General features: G+C 44.9%; 20 protein-coding genes. 11 read left to right on the top strand and 9 right to left on the bottom strand.

Annotated features, from left to right (window positions below; genetic code table 11):
* Positions 1–5 precede the first annotated feature (5 nt).
* The 3 genes from AC5JL3_RS25540 to AC5JL3_RS25530 all read left to right on the top strand — a co-directional run bounded on the left by AC5JL3_RS25540 (position 6) and on the right by AC5JL3_RS25530 (position 4,560).
* Positions 6–1,598, top strand: coding sequence for a hypothetical protein (locus tag AC5JL3_RS25540; RefSeq protein ID WP_496077148.1), 1,593 nt, complete (start codon positions 6–8; stop codon positions 1,596–1,598).
* A 112-nt stretch (positions 1,599–1,710) separates the two neighbouring features.
* A complete protein-coding gene (locus AC5JL3_RS25535; protein ID WP_496077147.1) occupies positions 1,711–2,670 on the top strand; it encodes a lysylphosphatidylglycerol synthase transmembrane domain-containing protein in 960 nt (319 codons plus the stop codon).
* Positions 2,671–2,931: 261 nt separating this feature from the next.
* Positions 2,932–4,560, top strand: coding sequence for a sensor histidine kinase (locus AC5JL3_RS25530; RefSeq protein WP_496077146.1), 1,629 nt, complete (start codon positions 2,932–2,934; stop codon positions 4,558–4,560).
* Positions 4,561–4,590: 30 nt separating this feature from the next.
* Here AC5JL3_RS25530 and rpsU read toward each other — a convergent pair whose 3' ends face one another.
* The 6 genes from rpsU to AC5JL3_RS25500 all read right to left on the bottom strand — a co-directional run bounded on the left by rpsU (position 4,591) and on the right by AC5JL3_RS25500 (position 11,349).
* The gene (gene rpsU, locus AC5JL3_RS25525) at positions 4,591–4,767 is read right to left on the bottom strand and encodes a 30S ribosomal protein S21 (protein ID WP_192218863.1); all 177 of its coding nucleotides are present in this window, start codon (positions 4,765–4,767) and stop codon (positions 4,591–4,593) included.
* 115 nt (positions 4,768–4,882) lie between these two features.
* The gene (gene rbp / locus AC5JL3_RS25520) at positions 4,883–5,200 is read right to left on the bottom strand and encodes an RNA-binding regulator (RefSeq protein WP_496077145.1); all 318 of its coding nucleotides are present in this window, start codon (positions 5,198–5,200) and stop codon (positions 4,883–4,885) included.
* A gap of 123 nt (positions 5,201–5,323) precedes the next feature.
* Positions 5,324–6,286: an aldo/keto reductase gene (locus AC5JL3_RS25515; RefSeq protein ID WP_496077144.1), complete on the bottom strand. Its 963-nt coding sequence runs from the start codon at positions 6,284–6,286 to the stop codon at positions 5,324–5,326.
* Between the two features lie 212 nt (positions 6,287–6,498).
* Positions 6,499–8,268 carry a putative bifunctional diguanylate cyclase/phosphodiesterase gene (locus AC5JL3_RS25510; protein ID WP_496077143.1) on the bottom strand — a complete coding sequence of 590 codons (1,770 nt, stop codon included), beginning with the start codon at positions 8,266–8,268 and terminating at the stop codon, positions 6,499–6,501.
* Between the two features lie 71 nt (positions 8,269–8,339).
* Positions 8,340–8,612 (bottom strand): hypothetical protein, encoded by a 273-nt coding sequence (locus AC5JL3_RS25505; RefSeq protein ID WP_496077142.1) that lies wholly within the window; start codon positions 8,610–8,612, stop codon positions 8,340–8,342.
* A complete protein-coding gene (locus AC5JL3_RS25500; protein WP_496077141.1) occupies positions 8,605–11,349 on the bottom strand; it encodes a PAS domain-containing sensor histidine kinase in 2,745 nt (914 codons plus the stop codon). The genes AC5JL3_RS25505 and AC5JL3_RS25500 overlap by 8 nt, the downstream gene beginning before the upstream one ends.
* Before the next feature lie 495 nt (positions 11,350–11,844).
* On the opposite strand from AC5JL3_RS25500, the gene AC5JL3_RS25495 reads away from it, so the two are divergent.
* Entirely contained in the window at positions 11,845–12,033 is a 189-nt protein-coding gene (locus AC5JL3_RS25495) for a CPXCG motif-containing cysteine-rich protein (RefSeq protein ID WP_496077140.1), read from the top strand.
* Positions 12,034–12,112: 79 nt separating this feature from the next.
* Here AC5JL3_RS25495 and AC5JL3_RS25490 read toward each other — a convergent pair whose 3' ends face one another.
* A complete protein-coding gene (locus tag AC5JL3_RS25490) occupies positions 12,113–12,247 on the bottom strand; it encodes a hypothetical protein (RefSeq protein ID WP_496077139.1) in 135 nt (44 codons plus the stop codon).
* 400 nt (positions 12,248–12,647) lie between these two features.
* Between AC5JL3_RS25490 and AC5JL3_RS25485 the strand changes: the two genes are divergently transcribed.
* Positions 12,648–12,911: a hypothetical protein gene (locus AC5JL3_RS25485; RefSeq protein ID WP_496077138.1), complete on the top strand. Its 264-nt coding sequence runs from the start codon at positions 12,648–12,650 to the stop codon at positions 12,909–12,911.
* Here the strand turns inward: AC5JL3_RS25485 and ald are convergent.
* Positions 12,900–13,988 carry an alanine dehydrogenase gene (ald, locus tag AC5JL3_RS25480; RefSeq protein ID WP_496077137.1) on the bottom strand — a complete coding sequence of 363 codons (1,089 nt, stop codon included), beginning with the start codon at positions 13,986–13,988 and terminating at the stop codon, positions 12,900–12,902. The two genes, AC5JL3_RS25485 and ald, sit on opposite strands and share 12 nt — an antisense overlap.
* Before the next feature lie 435 nt (positions 13,989–14,423).
* On the opposite strand from ald, the gene AC5JL3_RS25475 reads away from it, so the two are divergent.
* The 6 genes from AC5JL3_RS25475 to AC5JL3_RS25450 all read left to right on the top strand — a co-directional run bounded on the left by AC5JL3_RS25475 (position 14,424) and on the right by AC5JL3_RS25450 (position 18,761).
* Positions 14,424–14,594 (top strand): CAB/ELIP/HLIP family chlorophyll-binding protein, encoded by a 171-nt coding sequence (locus tag AC5JL3_RS25475; RefSeq protein ID WP_192218855.1) that lies wholly within the window; start codon positions 14,424–14,426, stop codon positions 14,592–14,594.
* Positions 14,595–14,871: 277 nt separating this feature from the next.
* A complete protein-coding gene (locus tag AC5JL3_RS25470; RefSeq protein WP_496077136.1) occupies positions 14,872–15,165 on the top strand; it encodes a hypothetical protein in 294 nt (97 codons plus the stop codon).
* Between the two features lie 271 nt (positions 15,166–15,436).
* Positions 15,437–15,841: a heavy metal-responsive transcriptional regulator gene (locus AC5JL3_RS25465; RefSeq protein ID WP_496077294.1), complete on the top strand. Its 405-nt coding sequence runs from the start codon at positions 15,437–15,439 to the stop codon at positions 15,839–15,841.
* A gap of 167 nt (positions 15,842–16,008) precedes the next feature.
* Positions 16,009–17,112, top strand: a complete 1,104-nt coding sequence (locus tag AC5JL3_RS25460) for a WD40 repeat domain-containing protein (protein WP_496077135.1) — start codon at positions 16,009–16,011, stop codon at positions 17,110–17,112.
* An 862-nt stretch (positions 17,113–17,974) separates the two neighbouring features.
* Positions 17,975–18,460, top strand: coding sequence for a hypothetical protein (locus tag AC5JL3_RS25455; RefSeq protein ID WP_496077134.1), 486 nt, complete (start codon positions 17,975–17,977; stop codon positions 18,458–18,460).
* Between the two features lie 34 nt (positions 18,461–18,494).
* Positions 18,495–18,761: a hypothetical protein gene (locus AC5JL3_RS25450; RefSeq protein WP_496077133.1), complete on the top strand. Its 267-nt coding sequence runs from the start codon at positions 18,495–18,497 to the stop codon at positions 18,759–18,761.
* Between the two features lie 90 nt (positions 18,762–18,851).
* Here AC5JL3_RS25450 and AC5JL3_RS25445 read toward each other — a convergent pair whose 3' ends face one another.
* Complete coding sequence (locus AC5JL3_RS25445; RefSeq protein WP_496077132.1) at positions 18,852–20,123, bottom strand: hybrid sensor histidine kinase/response regulator; 1,272 nt, start codon at positions 20,121–20,123, stop codon at positions 18,852–18,854.
* Positions 20,124–20,191: the final 68 nt, after the last annotated feature.

Genomic DNA, 20,191 nt, shown 5'->3' with positions numbered 1-20,191 from the left:
CTTTCATGAGTAAAGACCTATTCGCCCGTGAAGCATTAGCTCAAATCCCCAAAATCTTAACGTTGCTTGACCGCAATGCCCACAGCCCTACCTATGGCTGCTTTGACCGCAACTTCTGGCAATACAAAATTATCGACTTCCCTAGTGGTATGTCGCAGGAATTTGTCTTGCCCCTTGCCTTGGCTTACGAGACTGATGTGCCAGACAACCCCTTTTACCAACAGCCAATCATTCGAGATTGGGTAGAAGCAGGCATTCTCTATGCGGCGAAGAGTGGTCATCCGGATGGGTCTTGTGATGATTATTTTCCCTTTGAACGGGCTGGTGGTGCAGCAGCGTTTTCTCTGCTGGCTTGTATTGAAAGCTACACGCAACTAGGACTCAACAATTCAACTGCACTCAGTTTTTTTGAACGTCGGGCAGATTGGTTAGCGCATCACAATGAAAGTGGACGCCTGACTAATCACCAAGCCTTGATTGTCCTGTGCTTGGAACTCTTATCCAAACTGTTGCAGACGTCCAAGTGGGACAAAGCGCGGGTACAACGTTTGGAAAGGGTACTGTCCTGGCAAAATCCTGAAGGTTGGTTTCAGGAATACGAGGGTTGTGACCCTGGTTACCATACCTTAACGATTTCCTGTTTAGCGAGGATTTATCAACTAAGACCCGATCCACGCTTGAAGGAAGCCTTAATTAAAGCGGTAGAATTAGCGGCTGAATTTGTGCATCCCGATGGGTCGTATGGTGGCGAGTACACCAGTCGCAATACATACAATTTCTTTCCGCATGGGTTTGAACTTATTGGGCAGTGGATGCCAGAGGCGTTGGAAATAAGCGATCGCTTTTTAGTCGGACTCACAAATGGTCTTGCACCTTGTTACGCCGATGACCACATTATTGGTCACCATACCTGGAATTATCTCCTAACTTGGCGAGATTTTGTTAAAGATAGACCCAAGCCTACACTACGTCCTACAGGTCGCGTTTGGTTCAAGGAAGCCAAAATCGTCATTGACCGCCGCCAGGACACCGAACTTTATTTAGCACTGAATAAAGGCGGTGTTTTTAAGCTATTTCGCGGTAATCAACTGATTGCATCTGATACTCAATTTTCGCTGCAAGTGCTGGAAGGCGGTAAGGTCAAAAACGCTGTTGCTCATCTGGTTGACACTTATCAAGTCAATGTTACTGAAAACGAAATTGCTATTCAAGGTCAGTTGGGATGGGCGAAACAAAAGCAAATGACACCTGCCAACTTACTCATTCTACGGGTTGTCATGTTAACCGTTGGACGCTTTTTTCCAAACTTAATCCGCAAGTTATTACAAAAAGTCCTAATTACTGGCAAGAAAGCTTCACCCTATTCTTTCCGCCGACGTTTGTCTTGGAAAGATGGAAAATGGCACGTTATAGACGAATTACAAGCACAGTCTTGGGAAGGTGTGATTAGTGCTGGCATTGGCTGTGACCAAACATCAATTTATGTCGTCATGAGTCGCACCTTTCAACGAGGGCAATTACAACCTTGGCTTGACCTCACACCTGAAGTCAAAAAACTTGTTCCTAGTGAATCATTGAAAATAGAGCGGTATCTTTAAGAATAAAAAATTGAGCCTTAGAGAATAGTGATGAAGTACTAGGTGATATGAAGTTTTCTTGACCATCGCCTACAGCCCATTGTCCCAATTCCCAATTCCCAATTCCTACTCAATGAAACGACTAATTTCCATCATTGTTAGCCTGGTTATCCTAGCCGTAATTTACTCGAAGATTGATTTCCCTGGACTCATCGAAGTTTTCAAAAATTGCAATGGCTGGTGGATGGTAATCAGTCTTGGTATGGTAGTCCCACTGACTTTATTCACGGCTTGGCGACTACAACAATTGATGCCGACAGGTTCACAATTAGGATTTGGTGAGGCAACTCGTCTCATTTTGGCAGCTAGTGTACTGAATATGGTGTTGCCTTCCAAGATGGGGGATATTGCCAAAGCCTATTTTATGAAGCAACGAGGTCATTTAGATGGGACGCTATCTTTATCGCTAGTTGTATTTGAAAAATCCTGTGATTTGTTATCACTACTGTTATGGTGTGTGTTTGGGTTATTGCTTTATCCCCAGAAAGATGCTCTCTTTTGGATAATGACAGTTAGTGTAATTTTAGGTCTAGTTATTGGAGTATTCCTTCTAAGCTCTCGTAAATTCGCCCATTTATTTTTTTTAGTTAGTAAGAAGCTTGCTCCCAAGAAACTTCGCTCTAAGTTGGAAAAGTTGCAGACTTCCTGGGGGGAAATGCATGAATACTTTTGGCGTGACAAAGGACAGTTATTAAAAATTACTGCTACCTCGATCTTTATCTGGTTTTTGCACTTGTTGCAAATTTGGTTTTTTATCCTTGCCCTCAAAGCCTGGACGCCATTTTTAGCGAATCTTGCTCTCTCACCGCTAGCGATTCTTGCCGGATTGCTGCCACTGACGTTTGCTGGTGTTGGCACTCGTGATGCGGCATTGATTTTGTTTTACCAACCCTATTTTGCTGCACCAACTGCTGCTGCTTTAGGCTTACTTTGTACGTCTCGTTACTTGCTTCCGGCAATTGGTGGTTTACCTTTCCTTGGACAGTACTTGTCAACTGTGCGTGACTTACGACAACAAGGCGATCGCATCTGAATTTTCATAAGGTGGTAGAAGTGGTGAAATAAGCCTTACTATGGCAACCTCAAGAAGCAGAACTTCCCTTTCCTCAAGTTTAAACACCCGCAGTGATTTAAATCACATTTTTTGTAAACTTTGATCACAAAAAATGTGGGCAACTGTCACCATTCAATAACACACGACATAACAAGATCTGAAAAGGTTGCGTCACCTCGGCTAGTGACTGAAAAGTCCAATAATGAGGACAGTGGGCAGAGAATTTTCAACAAATGAGCCATGTTCCCAAATCGTAATCGGTTGCCCACCCGTTCTGAGAACTGGGGAGAGTGCGACGAAACAATCCATAAAAAACTTGCAAAGCGGACAAGGCAGTTGAAACGAGCTAAGCAAAAACTAGCTAATCAAGTTGCTGTTAGCGAAGCTGCCCAAAGGGAACGCCAACAAGTGGAAGAGGCTCTGCGGCAAGCTGAACAGAAGTATCGCAGTATTTTTGAGAATGCCGTTGAGGGTATCTTTCAAACAACGCCGGATGGGCAGTATCAAGCCTGTAATCCTGCACTAGCGAGCATCTATGGCTATGAATCGCCAGAAGAATTACTGACAACCTTGACTGATATTGAACGGCAGCTTTATGTTGAGCCGTACCGACGTTATGAATTTATCAAGCAACTGCATACCTGTGATTCGGTAAGTGATTTTGAATCTCAGGTTTATCGCAAAGACGGCAGTCTCATTTGGATTTCCGAGAATGCACGGGCAGTGCGGGACGAAGCGGGTACGTTACTCTACTACGAAGGCTTTGTTACAGATATCACAAAGCGCAAATTAGCTGAGGAGGCTTTGCGGCAATCGGAAGCTCAATTTAAAGCCCAAGCCCAGGAACTGGAACTCGCTCTACAGAAGCTCCAACAGACTCAATCGCAATTAATTCACAACGAAAAAATGGCGACCTTGGGACAGTTAGTGGCAGGTGTTGCCCACGAGATTAACAATCCCGTGAACTTCCTGTGCAACAACATGATCCCTGCTAGTCAATATACGGAGAATTTACTAAACCTTCTGAAGCTTTATGTCAAATACTATCCTCAGCCAGCATCAGAAATTCAAGAGGAAGCTGAGGAGATTGACCTGCATTTTCTCGTTGAAGATTTTCCAAAAACCATCGCCTCAATGCAGATGGGGGCAGACCGCATCCGTCAGATTGTTCAGTCACTACAAAGCTTCTCACGATTTGACGACGCTCAGATGAAGCCAGTAGACCTGCATCAAGGGATTGATAGTACGCTGGTAATTCTCCACAATCGGCTCAAACCACACGCAGACAAACCAGGAATTACGATTCTTAAGGAATACGGAGAACTACCACTAGTAGAATGCTACGCCGGACTTTTGAATCAGGTATTTATGAATTTGCTGTGCAATGCGATCGATGCTTTAGAGGAGTCCATGACTTCAGGCTGCACTGCACAGGATTTCAAAGAGCATTGGGTGATTTCAAAACCTGATGTGTGTGTTGGTGAAACAGTTACCAATCCCAGAGTCTCAGCATTGCCGTCGCAAGCTGCATGTGTCGCCAAGTTGCGCTTCCCACACAGCCGCAAATCCCCTGTAACGCATTCTGAACATTATCCCAGCACAATTTGGATTCGTACAGAAGTTATCGGGGATAGTTCAGCCGCACGGGCAGTAGTCAGAATTATCGACAATGGCACCGGAGTACCAGAGGAAGTTAGACAACGGATGTTTGACCCCTTTTTCACGACAAAACCCGTAGGCAAAGGTACGGGATTAGGGCTATCCATCAGCTACCAAATTGTTGTTGAAAAACACGGTGGTCGCTTGAGGTGTTTTTCAACACCAGAAAAAGGAACGGAATTTGTGATCGAAATTCCGCTCCGCCAGTAAGAAGTCAGAGATTTGGGCACTGAACTCTGGTTAACCCCAACGCTTCTTCCGTCGTGCAACTTCCTTACGCTTACGTTTTTCCAGAGGAGTCTCAAAGTGGCGATGTCGCCTGACTTCTGTCAATATCCCCGCCTTGGAGACTTGACGCTTAAACCGACGCAAAGCTGAATCAATTCCTTCGTTTTGACCTACAAGTACTTGAGTCATCCTAAGTTACTCATCAACACTAATGACTGACAATCGGTTTTTGACTAACCAAAGGTTAATCTCGGTAAATGGGCAGAGCAAGAAGCCCGCTTGACTTTTCAACAGCGTTTAGCATTTAGTAGCTTTGAGAATTCCGAGAGAAGCTAAGGTTGTCGTTTCTCCCACGACTACCATCAAAAGAACCTCGATCTGTGCGGGGTCTTGCTTGATTAACTTTAAGCTCACGACTCATCCACTCAGCACCATTAAGGGCTTCGATCGCCGCCATTTCTTCGGCTTCTGTCTCCATTTCTACAAAACCAAATCCACGCATCCGACCGGTTTCACGGTCTGTTGGTAGTTGAACACTCTTAACAGTGCCGTACTCAGCAAAGACGCTGCTGACATCTTCTTGAGACACGGCAAACGGTAGATTCCCTACATAAATTGACATGGACATTTCCAACAGATCAAATACTTTGGAGATTTTGATTCGGGGAGATGTCTGCCAACTAGGAAAAACATACTCAATAGCCGAATTCAATTCTCGATAAATACCCTAGCATAATTGGTTTCATCAATCCCAGTCCCACATTACAGGATTCTCATCTAGCTGATCGGTGACTAAGCGCCCGATCGCATCAATTTCGGTTAGCTCATCCGCAGACAGGTCAACATCAGCGGCTGAGGCATTCCCAACAGCTTGCTCAGTATTGCGGGCACCTGCGATCGCATTCGTTTGTGGCTGGGCAATCAACCAAGCGAGGGACAACTGAGCGAGGCCACATTGATGACGTTCAGCAATTGGACGCAGCTTGTCTAGAGCTTGCTGCGCTCGTTCGTAGTTCTCACCCTTAAAAAGCTTATTATCCTTGCGATTATCACCTTCCTCAAATTTGTGATCCCGACCAAACTTGCCCGTCAATAATCCTTGCGCCAATGAGGAGTAGGCAAGGATAGAAATATTGTTCTCGACACAATACGGCACAGTATCTTTCTCTACCTGACGCCAAAACAGAGAGTAAGGAGGCTGCAAGCTATCGATGCGTCCGTACTGCATGGCTTCTTCAATCTGGGCACGGGAGAAATTAGAAACACCAATTGCCCGGATTTTGCCTTGTTCTTTTAATTCGTTTAAGGCGCTCATTGTTTCTTCAATCGGCACAACCTCACTCTTAAACGAACCAGAAGGCCAGTGAATCTGATAGAGATCGATGTAGTCTGTCTTGAGCCTCGTTAAGGAACCCTCACACGCCTCAAATACCTGGTCGTATTTGAGATGGTTGGCAAACACCTTAGTTGCATAAGTCACTTGGTCACGAACATCAGCAAGTGCTTCAGCGACAACTTGCTCCGAGTGACCCTTTCCGTAGACTTCTGCTGTATCTACGGTTGTGATCCCGGCATCAAACGCTGCCCGTATCGCTTTAATCGTTTCAGCGTCTTCAACCCCTACCCACATACTTTTCCCTGCTTGCCAAGTACCCATGAGAACGGGGCTAATTTTGACATCAGAGGTGCCTAATCGTCGTGTTTCCATGCCTAACTCCTTAAACTTGTAGGATGCTGCCAATGATGAAGAGACTGACTCATCTACTGGGATGGTCGCAAACGGTGGTCTAGTTGATCTTTATAGTTATTAAGAAATTAGTAACATTGCAAGCCTACGATTGAGCTAGCGCCCAGCCTATCAGGGTATGCTGATGCCCTCGTCTCTCTTACGATGTAAGTTCTCAAGCAACACCACTCACTTCAACTCGAAAAGAGTGGTGGACGCTTCCCTCCCTTGAGCAACTCTTCAAAGGCTTGAGCAGACAAAGGAGGACTAAACCAATAGCCTTGTACCTCATCGCACTGATGTCCATAGAGGAAATCGAGTTCCTCTTGTGTCTCTACTCCTTCAGCAACAACCTTGAGATTCAGAGTATGAGCCAATTGCAAAATCGCCGTCGTAATCGCTGCATTCTTCGTGTCCTGTGCGAGCTGGCAGACAAACGAGCGGTCAATCTTCAATATATCGAAGGGAAATTGCTTGAGATAACTTAAAGAAGAATAGCCCGTACCAAAATCATCAATGGAGATCACAATGCCAAGCTGCTTTAATTCATGCAACGTTGCGATCGCGCTTTCTGGATTCTGCATCAAGGCACTTTCAGTAATCTCTAATTCCAAATAGCGAGGGTCAAGCCCAGTTTCTTGCAAGACTTCAAAGATTAAGCGACTCAGATGTGGCTGATTAAACTGATGTCCTGACAAATTTACGGCGATTCGTAACGGGCAAAAACCAGCCATTTGCCAAACTTTAGCTTGGATACAAGCTGTCCTTAAAACCCACTCTCCCAACGGAACGATAAAACCTGTTTTCTCAGCCAATGGAATAAACTCTGCCGGCGAAACCGAGTCTCTGTGGGGGTGATGCCAACGTACCAATGATTCTGCCCCCTCAATCTCTCCTGTTCGGAGATTCACTTTAGGCTGATAGTAGAGCTGAAATTCTTCGCGTTCCAAGGCTTGGCGCAGTTCCAGTTCTAGCAACAGTGCTTCTTGAGATTTTGCCCCAATCGAGGCAATGTAAAACTGATAGGGGTTTGTTCCTGACTTCTTGGCATCCTCCATCGCTGCACTAGCATGTTTAATTAAGGTATCAAGGTCACGACCATCGCGTCCGAAAAAGGCAATACCAATTCTTGCCCCACTGAGAAAAATCTCGTGGTCGTTAACCAGGAAGGGGCTAGAAAAGGCATCAAGAATGGTTTTAGCAACCTGAGCAACCTCTAGGCGCTGATTTGTCCTGGCAAGGAGAATGACAAATTGATCACCACTCAATTGCGCGACGGTATCTTGCTGCCTGACGGTACGTTGCAGTCGATCTGCGACCGCTTGGACTAACAAGTCGCCGCTAGTCGGGCCTAAAGCATTGTTAATCCGCTTGAGTTGCTCCAAACCAAGAGAGAGGATCGGAATCTGCCGAGGCTGTCCTTCTTTTGGATTGACTAGCTGAGTAAACCGTTCTTGTAACAAGAGTCGATTAGGCAGGTTAGTCAAACGGTCGTAGTGCAGTAGGTAGTTCAGTTGAGCTTCCACCTGCTGAAGTTCAATACTATGCCGTTGGCTCAAAAACTCTTGTTTGTGGAGGCGAGAAGTGATCGCATCAAGGAGTTCCGCTCTAGTAAATGGCTTAGTTAAGTAATCATCTGCCCCCAAGGTCATCGCCTGACGCCAATCTGAGCGTTCCGCTTTCGCAGTCAGGAAAATAAAAGGAATTGTCGCGGTTAATGGGTCTTGTTGCAATGCCTTGAGAACACCGTAGCCATCCAGGTTAGGCATCAGGATGTCGCAAATAATCAAATCCGGCAGCTCAGCTTGAGCGAGTTTTAAGCCGCTAATCCCATCATCAGCACTGATAGTCTGGAACCCTTCTGCACTCAGGAGCTTGAGCAGGTTCATTTTGATTACACGCTCGTCTTCAATTACGAGAATTTTGTGCATCCGTTTTTCTTTTTGAGGAAGTGAAATTGACATGAGTTAGCGGCTTGACAAATTCTGAGTTCACAAACGGCTGTGATTGGGATACTGGTGTGATCCGCTCAATTTCACAGGTCATCATTTTGCAACACTTTTAGCTTGTGAGCCACATTTTGAGGGATCTGGGGGAATTTTAGGCTACTTCCTCCGAAGCACTGCTCCAGAGCGGCTTCCACAAGAGCGCAATCAGCTTTGCTAGTACACTTGATGCGATCGCCTAGACCTTCATGGCGAACGTTTCCCAGCCGTTCCGAAAGTAGGGGAATCTGGGGGAGAGTTTTTACAGGTGGGTTATTTCTGACAATCTGGTCTAGGGGGATTGGGGACAAATTATTAAACATAGGGAGCAATAGAGAAATGGTTCTTCAAGGGCAGCGTTACTGTAAATAGTGTTCCCACCCCAACTTCACTTTTGACGGTAATGTCACCCCCATGTAGATCAACGCACTGTTTGACTATCGCTAGACCCAAGCCTGTCCCAGTAATGGCACCTACGTTTTTCGCTCGATGAAAGAACTCAAACAGTCGTGGTTGGTCTTCTTTCGGTATTCCAATCCCCTGATCCTGAATCTGGAAGATCGCTCGATCATTTTGACAAATTAATTCAAATCGAACGGTGCCACCATTGGGAGAGTATTTAATGGCGTTTGCAAGTAAGTTATTCAGTACTTGTCGCAGTAGCCTTTTATCCATACAAGCAAGAAATCTTTGACCACGGCTTACAAACGTCAGAGTGTGCTGAGGGCTTGCAGGGGTTGATTTTAAACTCATCCTTTTTTGAACTTGGGCGACCAACTCCCGGCAAAATTCATTCAACGCCAGTGGTTCTGGGTTGAGTTGAAGTTGTCCCGCTTCTGCGGTACCAATGCACAGCACATCTTCCAAAAGCTGGAGCATTTGTTTGACTGCCTCTTGAATGAGATGCAGTTGTTCAAGTTCTTCTTCTTTTGTCCAGTCATAGTATTCCAATAACTCCGCTGTGGACATAATTGTTGTCAGTGGGGTGCGAAATTCATGGGAGGTAATCGAAACAAAACGAGATTTTAGGTCACCTAGTTCTTTTTCTTTGGCTAAGGCGTTGAGAATCTCGGCTTCTGCTCGCTTGCGTTCTGTGATATCCTCTGCAATCCCCGCAAGGCGCGTTGCCACCCCCATCTCGTTGAAGACAAGACAGCCACGCACCGATACCCAGCGCACGGAGCAATCCGGTCGCACAATCCGATACTCCTGCTCGAAATCTTGCTGTTTTTGCAAGCTGCGTAAACAATTTCCCGCTACGCGATCGCGATCTTGTGGATGTATACTATCCATCCAAGAGCTAGGCTGTTGGTACAAGCTTTGCCTGGTGCGACCCCAAACCTGTTCATACGCTGGACTAATGTAAAGAATTTCCTGGAGGTTAGGAGTCGTTAAAAAGAAGACCTCCCGGATATTTTCTGTCAGTTGGCGGAATTGCTCCTCGCTGTAGCGCAAATTCTCTTGGGTTTGCTTGTAGTCTGTGATGTCAAATATCGCGCCGTCTAACCAGAGTAGGCTACCCTCTTCACTGAATACTCCCTGACCTTTCTCATACACCCATCTCAACGTGCCATCACTTGTAACTATTGGGTACTCCAGCACGTAGGGCTGTTTTTGCGCTACACACTCTGATAGAGTCTGTTGAACTCGTGCGATATCTTGAGGCACAATCAAACTGGCAGCCGTTCGCACGTGATTGTGAATAAAGTCAGCCGCCGGATAACCTGAAATTTCTGCGATCGCATCACTGATAAACTCAATTGTGCGATCGGCATCGTAGGCACAGCGGTAAACAACCCCAGGAATATTAGCAACTAAGGAACGGAAACGTTCCTCGCTTTTCCGGAGTGCAGCTTCGCTTAAATGTCGCTGTGTGATGTCTTTCAGGGTGCCAGATGTACCAAGAAACGTGCCGTCAGCATCGAAGGTTAATTGTGCCAATACCTCAATCCAGCGATACCCACCGTCTTGAGTGATGTAGCGAACTTCATGGCAGCAGTATTCTTTTTTGCCTCCAATCAAGGGTTGAAAGTGTTCCCCGTGGCGTTGCCTATCGTCGGGATGAACGTAATCTAACAAGGGTGTACCAAGCGTTTCGGCGATCGCAAATCCTGTAATTTCACTCCATACCGGATTCAAGAACGTCCACAACCCATCGGCATCAGTCTGGAATATGACTTCTTTGACATTATCAACGACTGACCGATACTGCTCCTCTCGCTCTCTCAACGCCGCTTCTACCTGCTGACGCTGGTCAATTTCACCTTGAAGTTGGGTGATAACGTTCTGAAGCTCAGCTAAAGCTTGCTTTAATTCCTGGGTGCGTGCTTCAACGCGAATTTCTAGCTCATTTTTGGCTTGTTGCAACGCTTCTTCTGCAAATTTTCGTTCAGAAATGTCCTGAACAAGAGATGCTACCCCAATTACCTCACCCTTAGCATTAACCAACGGCGTGTTGTACCACTCGCAATAAATCTTGTGACCCTCTTTCGTCACGTTCTCGTTTGTACTGCGAGTTCCACCCTGTTGCTGCAACAATTGTCGCCAAACCAGATTTACCTGCTCCCCTGCGCTTTCAGGCACTATCAGTTCAACCCCATTGCGACCCAAAGCCTCCCGTTTGTCATAGCCAAAAATCTTTTCTGCGGCTGGGTTCCAGTCCACGACTTCAAAATCAGTAGTCCATTCAATCACTGCCAGTGGAGTCTGCTTAACGAGCAAGGAAAGCCGTTGTGCAGACTCTTGCTGTTGGTGTTCCTGAGTTTTTAGTGCATCCGCTTGGGTAAATACTGCCTGTAGAGATGTACTAGGGTACGTTTCTACAACTTTAGATATCCATTGAATAACAATTTCAGCCCCGTAGAAGAAAATACCTAGACTAGTTGTTTTAACAAGACCATCTAGCCAATCTTCGGAGTGCCAGAGAGTCCACACCACCAGCAGGCAAGTGATAACGAAGGTGTACAACAACCAGAAACTTTTCTGTATAGGGAGATTAGTAGGGTGCTGGAGGAAATACACTAACAGTAGCGGAACTGATAAATAGAAGAGGGCAATCATAACATCAATTAGGATTTTGAACCACACTCAACTGAGTTGCCGACAGAGAATGCCCCTAATAATAAAATCTTTGTCAGAAAATAACCCTGAAAAAAATAGGTCTATTCATCATTTAAAACGCTAACTCTAGATTTGTACTTAAGTTCCTATGAATTTAAGGTGAATTTTCAAGGATTTGTTTTTTTTGAAAATCAAGTGTTTTTTTATAGGAGAAAAAAATTCATAAAACCAAATAGTGACAAATAGAATAAGATTTTCTTCCATTGTGAACTCTTGATTAGAGAATGTCTTGACCTTAAGGCGGAATCTTAATCTGCTTAATAGAGGGTTGTGAAGGTGAAGGCAGAGTATAAAAAGCCTAATACATCATCTTTCCCTGGCTCTCTTCACTGGCACCATCCCTGATAGACTATTTGCTGCCATACTTAGCAGAACATCTTGGCTAAGCAGCTTGATGTGCGCTGGTAGTCTACCGATTTCAAACGCTAAATTTTAATGCAAGATACAGCAGAATTTATCTGTGGCTATTGTGGGGAACCAAATCTCACATTTATTGATTTGAGTGCGGGTGGGCAGCAATCTTATGTGGAGGATTGCCAGGTTTGCTGTCGTCCCAATATCTTGTATGTCCGGGTGGATGAGGACACTTTAGAGATTGAAATAGATACCGAGTACGAAGGCTGAACTACTCAAGGGGTGTGAGTAGGGGAATATGGACAAGAGCAAGAAGCCTGACGGCAAGTTCTGTTAGCGCCGTTTAGTGTTACTCAAGAATGCGATCGCATTTGCCTTGTCTGCTCAAAAAGCGATCGCGTACTTCCTTAACTAATATGTAGACGAAATTCACCATACACAATAGACAATGCTCTTGTTCTATTTTCTCGGACTTATCCGCCACAGCCTTTCTAACGCCTCAATCTGTTGAAGTAGAACAGCAGCACGATAAGCACAGTGCTTTTTATACAAGACAATTCCTAAGATAATACAGCTTGGAAAGAGAATAATGAAAAGCCCTATAAGGGTGTTACCAATAACTAGATTATTCTGGCTAAGCGAGTTGGGCTGAACAGGCTGGAGCGTTTGCTCAGTCGATGAATAGGAGACTTGCATATTCTAAAGAAGTTTTGTAGAGAGCTTGTGCTTGCTTAGATATCTCTCCAACATCACTTCTCGTTATTCCAAATCCAAACAGGTGATTTCACCTTTTTCTAAATGTGATATGAATCATTAATCTTTGTGATTCTACGTTCTGCAAGAGGGTTACAAATTTGATAAAAAAACTCTCATCGTCTAAATATTTGGCTTCAAACGAGGAGAGCTGTTATAGCCATCAGCAGTCAGCTTTCAGCGGTCAGCTTTGGGTCAAATCGGCTCTAGTTAAGGAACGCTCTTCTCCCCTTAATGTCCTAACATTCCTGGCTACTGCTCTACCTTCCTTAACTAAGTGCCATTCGACTAAAACCCCTTTCCCTTCTGCCCTCTGCCTTGCCCCAACGACAAATATTAATGCCGACCTACTTACTCCTGCACACACAAAGAAAGCGATCGCCTCAGCGAACTAAATCCGGAAATACCTGCTGTACCTCTGGGTGAACCAGTTGGTAATTCTGTACGTTCAAACCTTTTCCTAAGGTGGAATCAAGTTTGAGAGCCTCTAAGCCCTGATTCGCTAACTTCAGGACATAGGGCAAAGTACTATTGTTGAGTGCCTGGGTTGCTGTCCAGGGAACAGCCCCCGGCATATTCGGCACACCAAAGTGGACAACACCTTCCTCAATATAAGTAGGATTGGTGTGAGAAGTCGGTCGTAATGTTTCGATGCAGCCGCCTTGGTCTACTGCCACATCAATAATTACAGAACCCGGACGCATCTGTTGTACTAAACTCCGAGACACAAGGATTGGCGCACGTCGCCCTGGAATTAAAACTGCACCAACGAGTAAGTCAGCATCGGGGACAGCCGCTTCAATTTGGGCAGAGCTACTGTAGAGTAGTTCCACTCTAGAACCAAAGAGGGTTTCTAAATACGCCAAGCGCTCGACATTAACATCAAAGATTTGTACTCTCGCCCCCATCCCTACAGCAATCCGAGCCGCTTCCGTACCGACAATTCCGCCCCCCAGAATCACCACCTTACCCGGACTAACACCAGGAATTCCCCCTAACAGTACACCTCGTCCGCCTTGCTGGCGCTCTAGAAACCTAGATCCAAATTGCACAGCCAGACGACCAGCAATGATACTCATGGGGGTGAGTAGAGGTAATTTCCGGTCTGGAAGCTCGACAGTTTCATACGCGATCGCACTCACGCCACAATCAATGAGATGCTCGGTTAACGCTCGATCGGCTGCCAAGTGTAGATAAGTAAACAGCAGTTGCCCTTTTTGGAGAAACTGATACTCCGGCTTAAGTGGTTCTTTCACCTTGACGACCAGTTCACGGTTCCAAGCCTCAACTGGCGTTGAGACAATTTGTCCTCCAGCTTGCAGATAGTCTTCATCTGCCAATCCAGCACCAGCGCCAGCATTGGTTTCTATAAATACCTGATGACCAGCTTCACATAATACTCGAACACTACTGGGACTTAAGCCTACACGAAATTCTTGATCTTTAGTTTCCTTGGGGACGCCTATTTCCATTGTTTACCTCGAAAGAGAATCGGTACTATGTTGAGCCTGTATCAGCCAATAGCTAGCTCAAGAGTGCCACCGATAAGAGTAGTTGAACCAAAAAGCCAAAAACGCTGCTTCTCGTAGCGGGTGAGAGCGAGTAAGTCTACTATTTTTTCGCTAAGGGCTTCTAACTACAGTATGGCGAGTGACCTAGTCCTGCCGCCAATTCCTACACAATATGATTGGAAATTCTGAGCCAGAAGTTCAGAAAAACCAATAGATATCTAGTAGATAGCTAGGTGCTTGCAACCTTCTCTACATTGCATGGATTTGAATCTTCTTGAGTTCCTACCCTAATCTCTTGCCCCAGCCCTTATAAAACTTGACAAGCTTTCCTGATTGAAGAATGATTAAAAAGAGTAAAGGATTGTAACCAAAAACCCTAAATAGAGTTTTAAAACTATGACACAACCGCAACCAACCACAACCCCCCAGCTAGAAGAACCCAAATTTGGCTTTAATGACTACGCAGAGCGTTTAAATGGTCGCGCTGCAATGATTGGTTTTGTATTGACCTTGGTTATCGAATATTCTACGGGACAGGGGCTACTAACCTGGCTGGGCTTACAATAGAATAAGAATTTTGCTCTCGCCGCTCGGCAACCTACACTAATTTTACTCGTCTACTAAAACGTGAAGAGACTAGCAATCAAGTTTGCAATCTCTGTATGCAGGTGAATCCAGTGATTTCATCAAATCCCATCTGATGGGCGATGTTGTCGGCTGTAATGAAGCGGTAGAAAATAGAAGTATTCAGGGTAAAGAGTGTGCATCGTTAATTGGGACACTGATGAGATACCCTGAAATTAGATTAAATACCTAAGTGGAACTGAGTAAGTTATAAGCCGTGATGAATGCTTTGTGGCCTCGAATTTTGAAGTCAGCTTATCGAAAAGAGCCAATTTCTAGCTTCATCGTCATTGTCGGTGCCGTAGATGCTGTGATTGGTGGCGTTGGTGAGCGTTGGTCATTGCTAAGTTTTGGGATAATGATGGTGATGCTCGCGATTGTGTTGCGTTGGTGGCAAAGCCAGCGTCGAGAAGCTGAGCTAGCAGAGCAGCCAGTAACGCATTTTCTCCCTCCTAGCTCGTCACGTCCGGCGTTACCGATGTTAAGCACGACTAAGCGTAAACCACACCGTTAAACGCTGAAGTGTTAATGAACCGATATAGGAGTTAGCGCTCAGCAATCAGCGCTCAGCTTTTTTGTTTTCCTGACTTTGACACTTGTTTCACAGCCTTTAGCTGTAGCTCATTTAACTGAAAACCGCTCTAATGAAAGATTATGCTGTTGATAGCGAAGTGGGACGTGTTAGTGCATCGCCGCCGCTAGCCTTAGCCAAACGGGGAACAGCAGGACACAAGCAAGCCCGAACGACTCACGGAGCAGAAAATCGAGTCCATCAGAAGCTCAAAATTGGTGAAGTTGCCAGTTGTAGTGACATTCCAGTAAAAACCATTCGCTATTACGAGGAAATTGGTCTTCTGGTTCCGACAACAACACGCTCAGAATCTGGCTACCGCCTCTTCAATCCTTCAGTTATAAATCGGCTAGCGTTTATTAAACGGGCACAGTCTTTAGGGCTTAGCCTCAGCGAGATTCAAGAACTCCTAAAAGTTCATGACTCTGGTGAATTGCCATGTGGTGCTGTAAAGCAGCATTTACTGCTCAAAGTTGAGGCAATCACACAACAAATCGAGGCGTTAGAAATTCTTAAGTCTGAACTGTTGGGCGTACTTTCGGGTTGGCAAGAGCAACCAGCGGATAATCGCATTGCCCAGACGATTTGCCCAAATATTCAATCGCTAACCAATGAGTAGAGCTGATGATACACGCTGCCTGTACAAAGTTAGGTAGGTTGATGCCTCTAAGGCTACTATACAGTTGATTTGCATAACACGGACTGGCTTTTCGACCCATCCTACAAGCAATAGGCTAAATAGCAGCTTGCAGGTTAAAAATTCGACAGCTTAAAAAAATCCTATTCATGAACTATTTTGCTTCCAGTTGTTGCAGATTCACAAAGAGACAACTGGCAATTTTGGGCGCGATCGCAACTAGCATCACTTTTAGCATGAGTCTCGCGGTAGTGGCTCAGCCAATGCCTGTCCCTACCGTTGTTGATGCCCCTTCACCCGAAACAAGCAATTCGGAAGTCTTACCACTAGCTGACGCTTGGAAAACACCACAATTCGTTCGCACCCTTAAAGGGCATTCTGCGCCTGTTGATGCCCTAGTCTTCAGCCCTGATGGGACAATCCTCATTAGTGGCGGGAGTAATAGTGATGCCAAGATTAAATTGTGGTGGCTGAACACAGGACGAGAAATCAAGAGCATTCGGGCGCACCGAACCTCTGTGATTGCCCTGGCATTAAGCCCTGATGGAGAAATTCTGGCTAGTTGTGGGGCTGACGCTGGTGTCAACCTCTGGAACTGGCAAACGGGGCAGTACACCCGAACTTTTTTGGAACATTCCAGCAATGTTCTTTCCCTGGCAATGACACCAGATAGTAATACGCTAGTCACTGGTGGCTTGGATGGGATTCGGCTGTGGGATTTGAAGACGCAGCGCCCCCTTTACACGCTGGTACGGTTCGATAATCCAACGTATGCCCTGGCAGTTAACCCGAATGGGGACATCCTGGCGAGTGGGGTGAGAGACGGCAGGATTAAACTGTGGAATCTGGGGACGGGACAATTACTGAGTACAATGTCTGAGCATACAGGTGCTGTGAATGCGATCGCATTTACACCTGATGGTCAAACTTTGGTCAGTGGCAGTTATGACCGCACCATCAAAGTCCGAAACTTAAGAACTGGGCAACTAGAATACACCCTTTCTGGGCATATCGGACGGATTCAAGCGATCGCAATTAATCCTGATGGCGAAACCCTTGCTAGTGCTAGCCGTGATGGTGTCCGGCTATGGAATTTAAAAACAGGCGAACTTCTTGCTGTATTACCTGGACATCAAGACTGGGTGCAATCAGTTGCTTTCAGCCAGGATGGGCGCTTTCTCGCGAGTGGAGGCTTTGACCAAACCATCAAAATTTGGCAAATCTCATCAGCAACCATTGCCTCATCCAAGTGAGAAGCGCTATGGGTAATCGTCGCTAGCTGAGTTGTATTACTGTATTTCTATCTTTAGGCAGTTGCATTTAGTCTAGTTACATCATGTGCTGCTATGAGTATTCGTCACTGCTTTACCTCTATGTAGCTTCAAGGTTGCAATTTCTTAAGGGTGAGTGCTGTTGCAAATTCAGTAGTGGCTACCCGCAAAAGCCTTTAGCCGTGGCTGTTCAGCCTAGTTTGAAAAGCCTACTCTCTCAGCGGATTTTTTAAGACTTGATAAACTTTGCCTGAGTTTGTTGCTGATCTCAGCGAATTGAAATACTATTCATAAGTAATACATGTTTTACGCTAGTATTACATGTTGAGATATCTCCCAAATGGAAGCAACAGACTGTTAAACCCAGTCTTCTTGCTTTCGCTGCTCTACAGGTTGAATACATCAGGGTCATCTACTTTTCTCCTTCAACTTCATAGGTTTCCCAACCAAACTTGGGTTAAAGCTACAAATGCAAATTTTGTATTGACTAGTAGTGCAATTCTTAACCCACTACTAGTAAGGATTTCTACTTAGCCTAATTAGCTATCAAGATTTTGTGATCGCGTACTTAACTGGGTTTTGTCCAGTTTGGTTTAAAGCTTGAGTGAGCGAACCTAGGATTCGCTTAGGCTTTGATGTGCCATAAGTTGGCACGTAGCACATACATTGTCAATCTAGACTGGCTACCGCTTCCATGAAAGCCAACTAGTGACGTAGGATTTTGCCGGAATTTACACCCTTACCCTTTGAGAAAGTTATGAACTTACAACAACGTTTTGATGAATAAAAAAGTATATGACGAAAACAAAGGCTTGGGCTAACGGTTATTACTAGATTCAGTAAAATGCTTCAGACTGCCACAGACACAAAGAAAGAATCGCAAGTGTTGTTATCGTACTTAATTTTTGAAGTAGATAATATTTTTTTTAACTTACGCAAGGCAGATAAGCTAATCCGCCGCGAACTGAATCTGCTGAAGCAAAAAAAATCTTGTTTATTAAAACAAACATTAATTACTCCAATAAACGAAGGAAAACTCAAGGTAATAATTGAAAATATGCCCCCTCAATATTTATTGATGGATGAGCATATTGCCTATATGCTGCAAGATGATGATAATAGCCTATTTAAGCTAATCAGAGACTACAATAGCTATCTTGATATAAGAAACAATGAACAAGAAGATAATAATTATACAGGGCTAATCGCTCTTGATGAAAAACTAGTTCATCACATTCGATATTTGGGTGCAATGACGTACCACTTAAATATTCATTTAAATCTACTAACCGTATTACTCAAAAATGCATCTATCCAAGAGGAGCCTTAGCTAAAGGCGATCGCCTAACAAGGAAGAGGAAGTTATGACTAGATACATGGTCAATCAATTGGACGAACAGCAACAAGATGTAAAATTTATAGAAATGACTATCGATGAGCCATATGCGCTTGTCACCTGGACAATAGAAGACCTGAGGGGAGATGCCATATTATTGCGCGAACGTGGTTCTTGGCGACTGATTAATATTCGTGTTGGGGTATTTGAGATTGAGGATTTTGAGAAAGTTGATATTCCATTAGAAATAGCTCAGCGGATGCATAGTTTGCACCACGAAAAGCTTGGATATTAGTCTTCGTTGACAGTACTTCCCAATTTTAAGTTAGGCACGCATGAACAGGAGTACACAAACATTGCGATGAAAATCCCTCTCCCCTAACACCTATTTTAGGATGGGTAAGGTAAACCAAAACGTTGCCCCGTTACCTGGGGTACTACTTATAGCAATCTCACCACCATGGGCAGTAATGATTTGCCGACACAGATATAGCCCTAAGCCAAGGCCGGAAGTGTGCCGAGACTGACTACCTCGGACATAAAGTTCAAAGAGTCGTTCACACTGTTGAGGCTCTATGCCGATGCCGTTATCCTTAACCGTACAACGAATTACTGTAGGCGAAGAGTGGAGTTTTTTTGGGACAGTAGAGAGTAAGGATGGTGTTGCCGTGCCTACTCCAGGGTAGGGAGTAGGAGAAGATAGCTTAGAGTTTGAGCAATTAGCGATCGCTTCTTCCTGGTTCTGTTCCTTGGCTTCCACTGTCGCTGTTATTGTCAAACTCACGCCCGGAGGATTGTGCTTGAGGGCATTGCCAATCAGGTTTTCAAATACACGCCACAACTGTGTAGCATCAGCATTAACTAGCGGTAACTCAGCAGGAACAAGATTTGTAAGTGTGGCTTGACTTTTGACAAAAATTGGCTCCCAATCCGCAACTAAGTCTTGAATAAGCTGACTGAGTTGCAGTGGCTTACGAACGCTGGCTACACCTCGAACTTCGTTAGCATGGGCTTCGACTAGGGAGTTGATCAAATTGAGTTGGCGATCGCTACTTGTTGCCATGCGCTCTAAGATTGAGCGTCCAACGGGTATAGTTTCCTTTTCTTGTGCAAGCAAATTCCGCAGCACCATTGACATTCCGGTTACAGGGTTGCGGAGATCGTGAGAAACGCTATGTAAGAGCAATCGCAACGCCTCTTCTGCCTTTTGGCGATCGCAAATTTCCTGTTGCAGGCGCTCATTTTGCTCAAGTAGTGCCTTTTTTAAGTTTTGAATGGACAAGTGTGTGTTGACGCGGGCTAAAACCTCTTCTGTTTGTATAGGTTTTGTGATATAGTCCACCGCTCCCACACCAAAGCCTTTTACTTTATCCACTGTCTCCGTCAGAGCAGTCATGAAAATCACAGGAATATCTTTAGTTGAATCTTTTGATTTCAAGCGATGACAAGTTTCAAACCCATCAATTCCTGGCATTAAGATATCCAAAAGAATCAGGTCAGGCACAACATAATCAACCTGCTCAATTGCGCTTTCTCCATCTAGCGCAACCAGTGTTTTGAAGCCAGAGTTACTTAACGAATCAAACAGGACACCTAAGTTAGTGGGTGTGTCGTCCACCAGTAAAATAATCCCTTTTTCCAGATTTTCATTACTCATTCGTTTCTAAGTCGCTTTTTATTCTTTGTGAGATATTTCTACTATTAATTTTCAAGGTTACGGTTACC

Source organism: Symplocastrum torsivum, from assembly GCF_059505465.1.
Note: the sequence above shows the minus strand (reverse complement) of the source record. Positions and strands in the feature narration are given on the sequence as shown.

Excerpts from the sequence above, each read along its gene's own strand:
- AC5JL3_RS25540 (WP_496077148.1), top strand. The coding sequence starts at position 6 with ATGAGTAAAGACCTATTCGCCCGTGAAGCATTAGCTCAAATCCCCAAA.
- AC5JL3_RS25535 (WP_496077147.1), top strand. The coding sequence starts at position 1,711 with ATGAAACGACTAATTTCCATCATTGTTAGCCTGGTTATCCTAGCCGTA.
- AC5JL3_RS25530 (WP_496077146.1), top strand. The coding sequence starts at position 2,932 with ATGTTCCCAAATCGTAATCGGTTGCCCACCCGTTCTGAGAACTGGGGA.
- rpsU (WP_192218863.1), bottom strand. The coding sequence starts at position 4,767 with ATGACTCAAGTACTTGTAGGTCAAAACGAAGGAATTGATTCAGCTTTG.
- rbp (WP_496077145.1), bottom strand. The coding sequence starts at position 5,200 with ATGTCAATTTATGTAGGGAATCTACCGTTTGCCGTGTCTCAAGAAGAT.
- AC5JL3_RS25515 (WP_496077144.1), bottom strand. The coding sequence starts at position 6,286 with ATGGAAACACGACGATTAGGCACCTCTGATGTCAAAATTAGCCCCGTT.
- AC5JL3_RS25510 (WP_496077143.1), bottom strand. The coding sequence starts at position 8,268 with ATGTCAATTTCACTTCCTCAAAAAGAAAAACGGATGCACAAAATTCTC.
- AC5JL3_RS25505 (WP_496077142.1), bottom strand. The coding sequence starts at position 8,612 with ATGTTTAATAATTTGTCCCCAATCCCCCTAGACCAGATTGTCAGAAAT.
- AC5JL3_RS25500 (WP_496077141.1), bottom strand. The coding sequence starts at position 11,349 with ATGATTGCCCTCTTCTATTTATCAGTTCCGCTACTGTTAGTGTATTTC.
- AC5JL3_RS25495 (WP_496077140.1), top strand. The coding sequence starts at position 11,845 with ATGCAAGATACAGCAGAATTTATCTGTGGCTATTGTGGGGAACCAAAT.
- ald (WP_496077137.1), bottom strand. The coding sequence starts at position 13,988 with ATGGAAATAGGCGTCCCCAAGGAAACTAAAGATCAAGAATTTCGTGTA.
- AC5JL3_RS25475 (WP_192218855.1), top strand. The coding sequence starts at position 14,424 with ATGACACAACCGCAACCAACCACAACCCCCCAGCTAGAAGAACCCAAA.
- AC5JL3_RS25470 (WP_496077136.1), top strand. The coding sequence starts at position 14,872 with ATGAATGCTTTGTGGCCTCGAATTTTGAAGTCAGCTTATCGAAAAGAG.
- AC5JL3_RS25460 (WP_496077135.1), top strand. The coding sequence starts at position 16,009 with ATGAACTATTTTGCTTCCAGTTGTTGCAGATTCACAAAGAGACAACTG.
- AC5JL3_RS25455 (WP_496077134.1), top strand. The coding sequence starts at position 17,975 with ATGCTTCAGACTGCCACAGACACAAAGAAAGAATCGCAAGTGTTGTTA.
- AC5JL3_RS25450 (WP_496077133.1), top strand. The coding sequence starts at position 18,495 with ATGACTAGATACATGGTCAATCAATTGGACGAACAGCAACAAGATGTA.
- AC5JL3_RS25445 (WP_496077132.1), bottom strand. The coding sequence starts at position 20,123 with ATGAGTAATGAAAATCTGGAAAAAGGGATTATTTTACTGGTGGACGAC.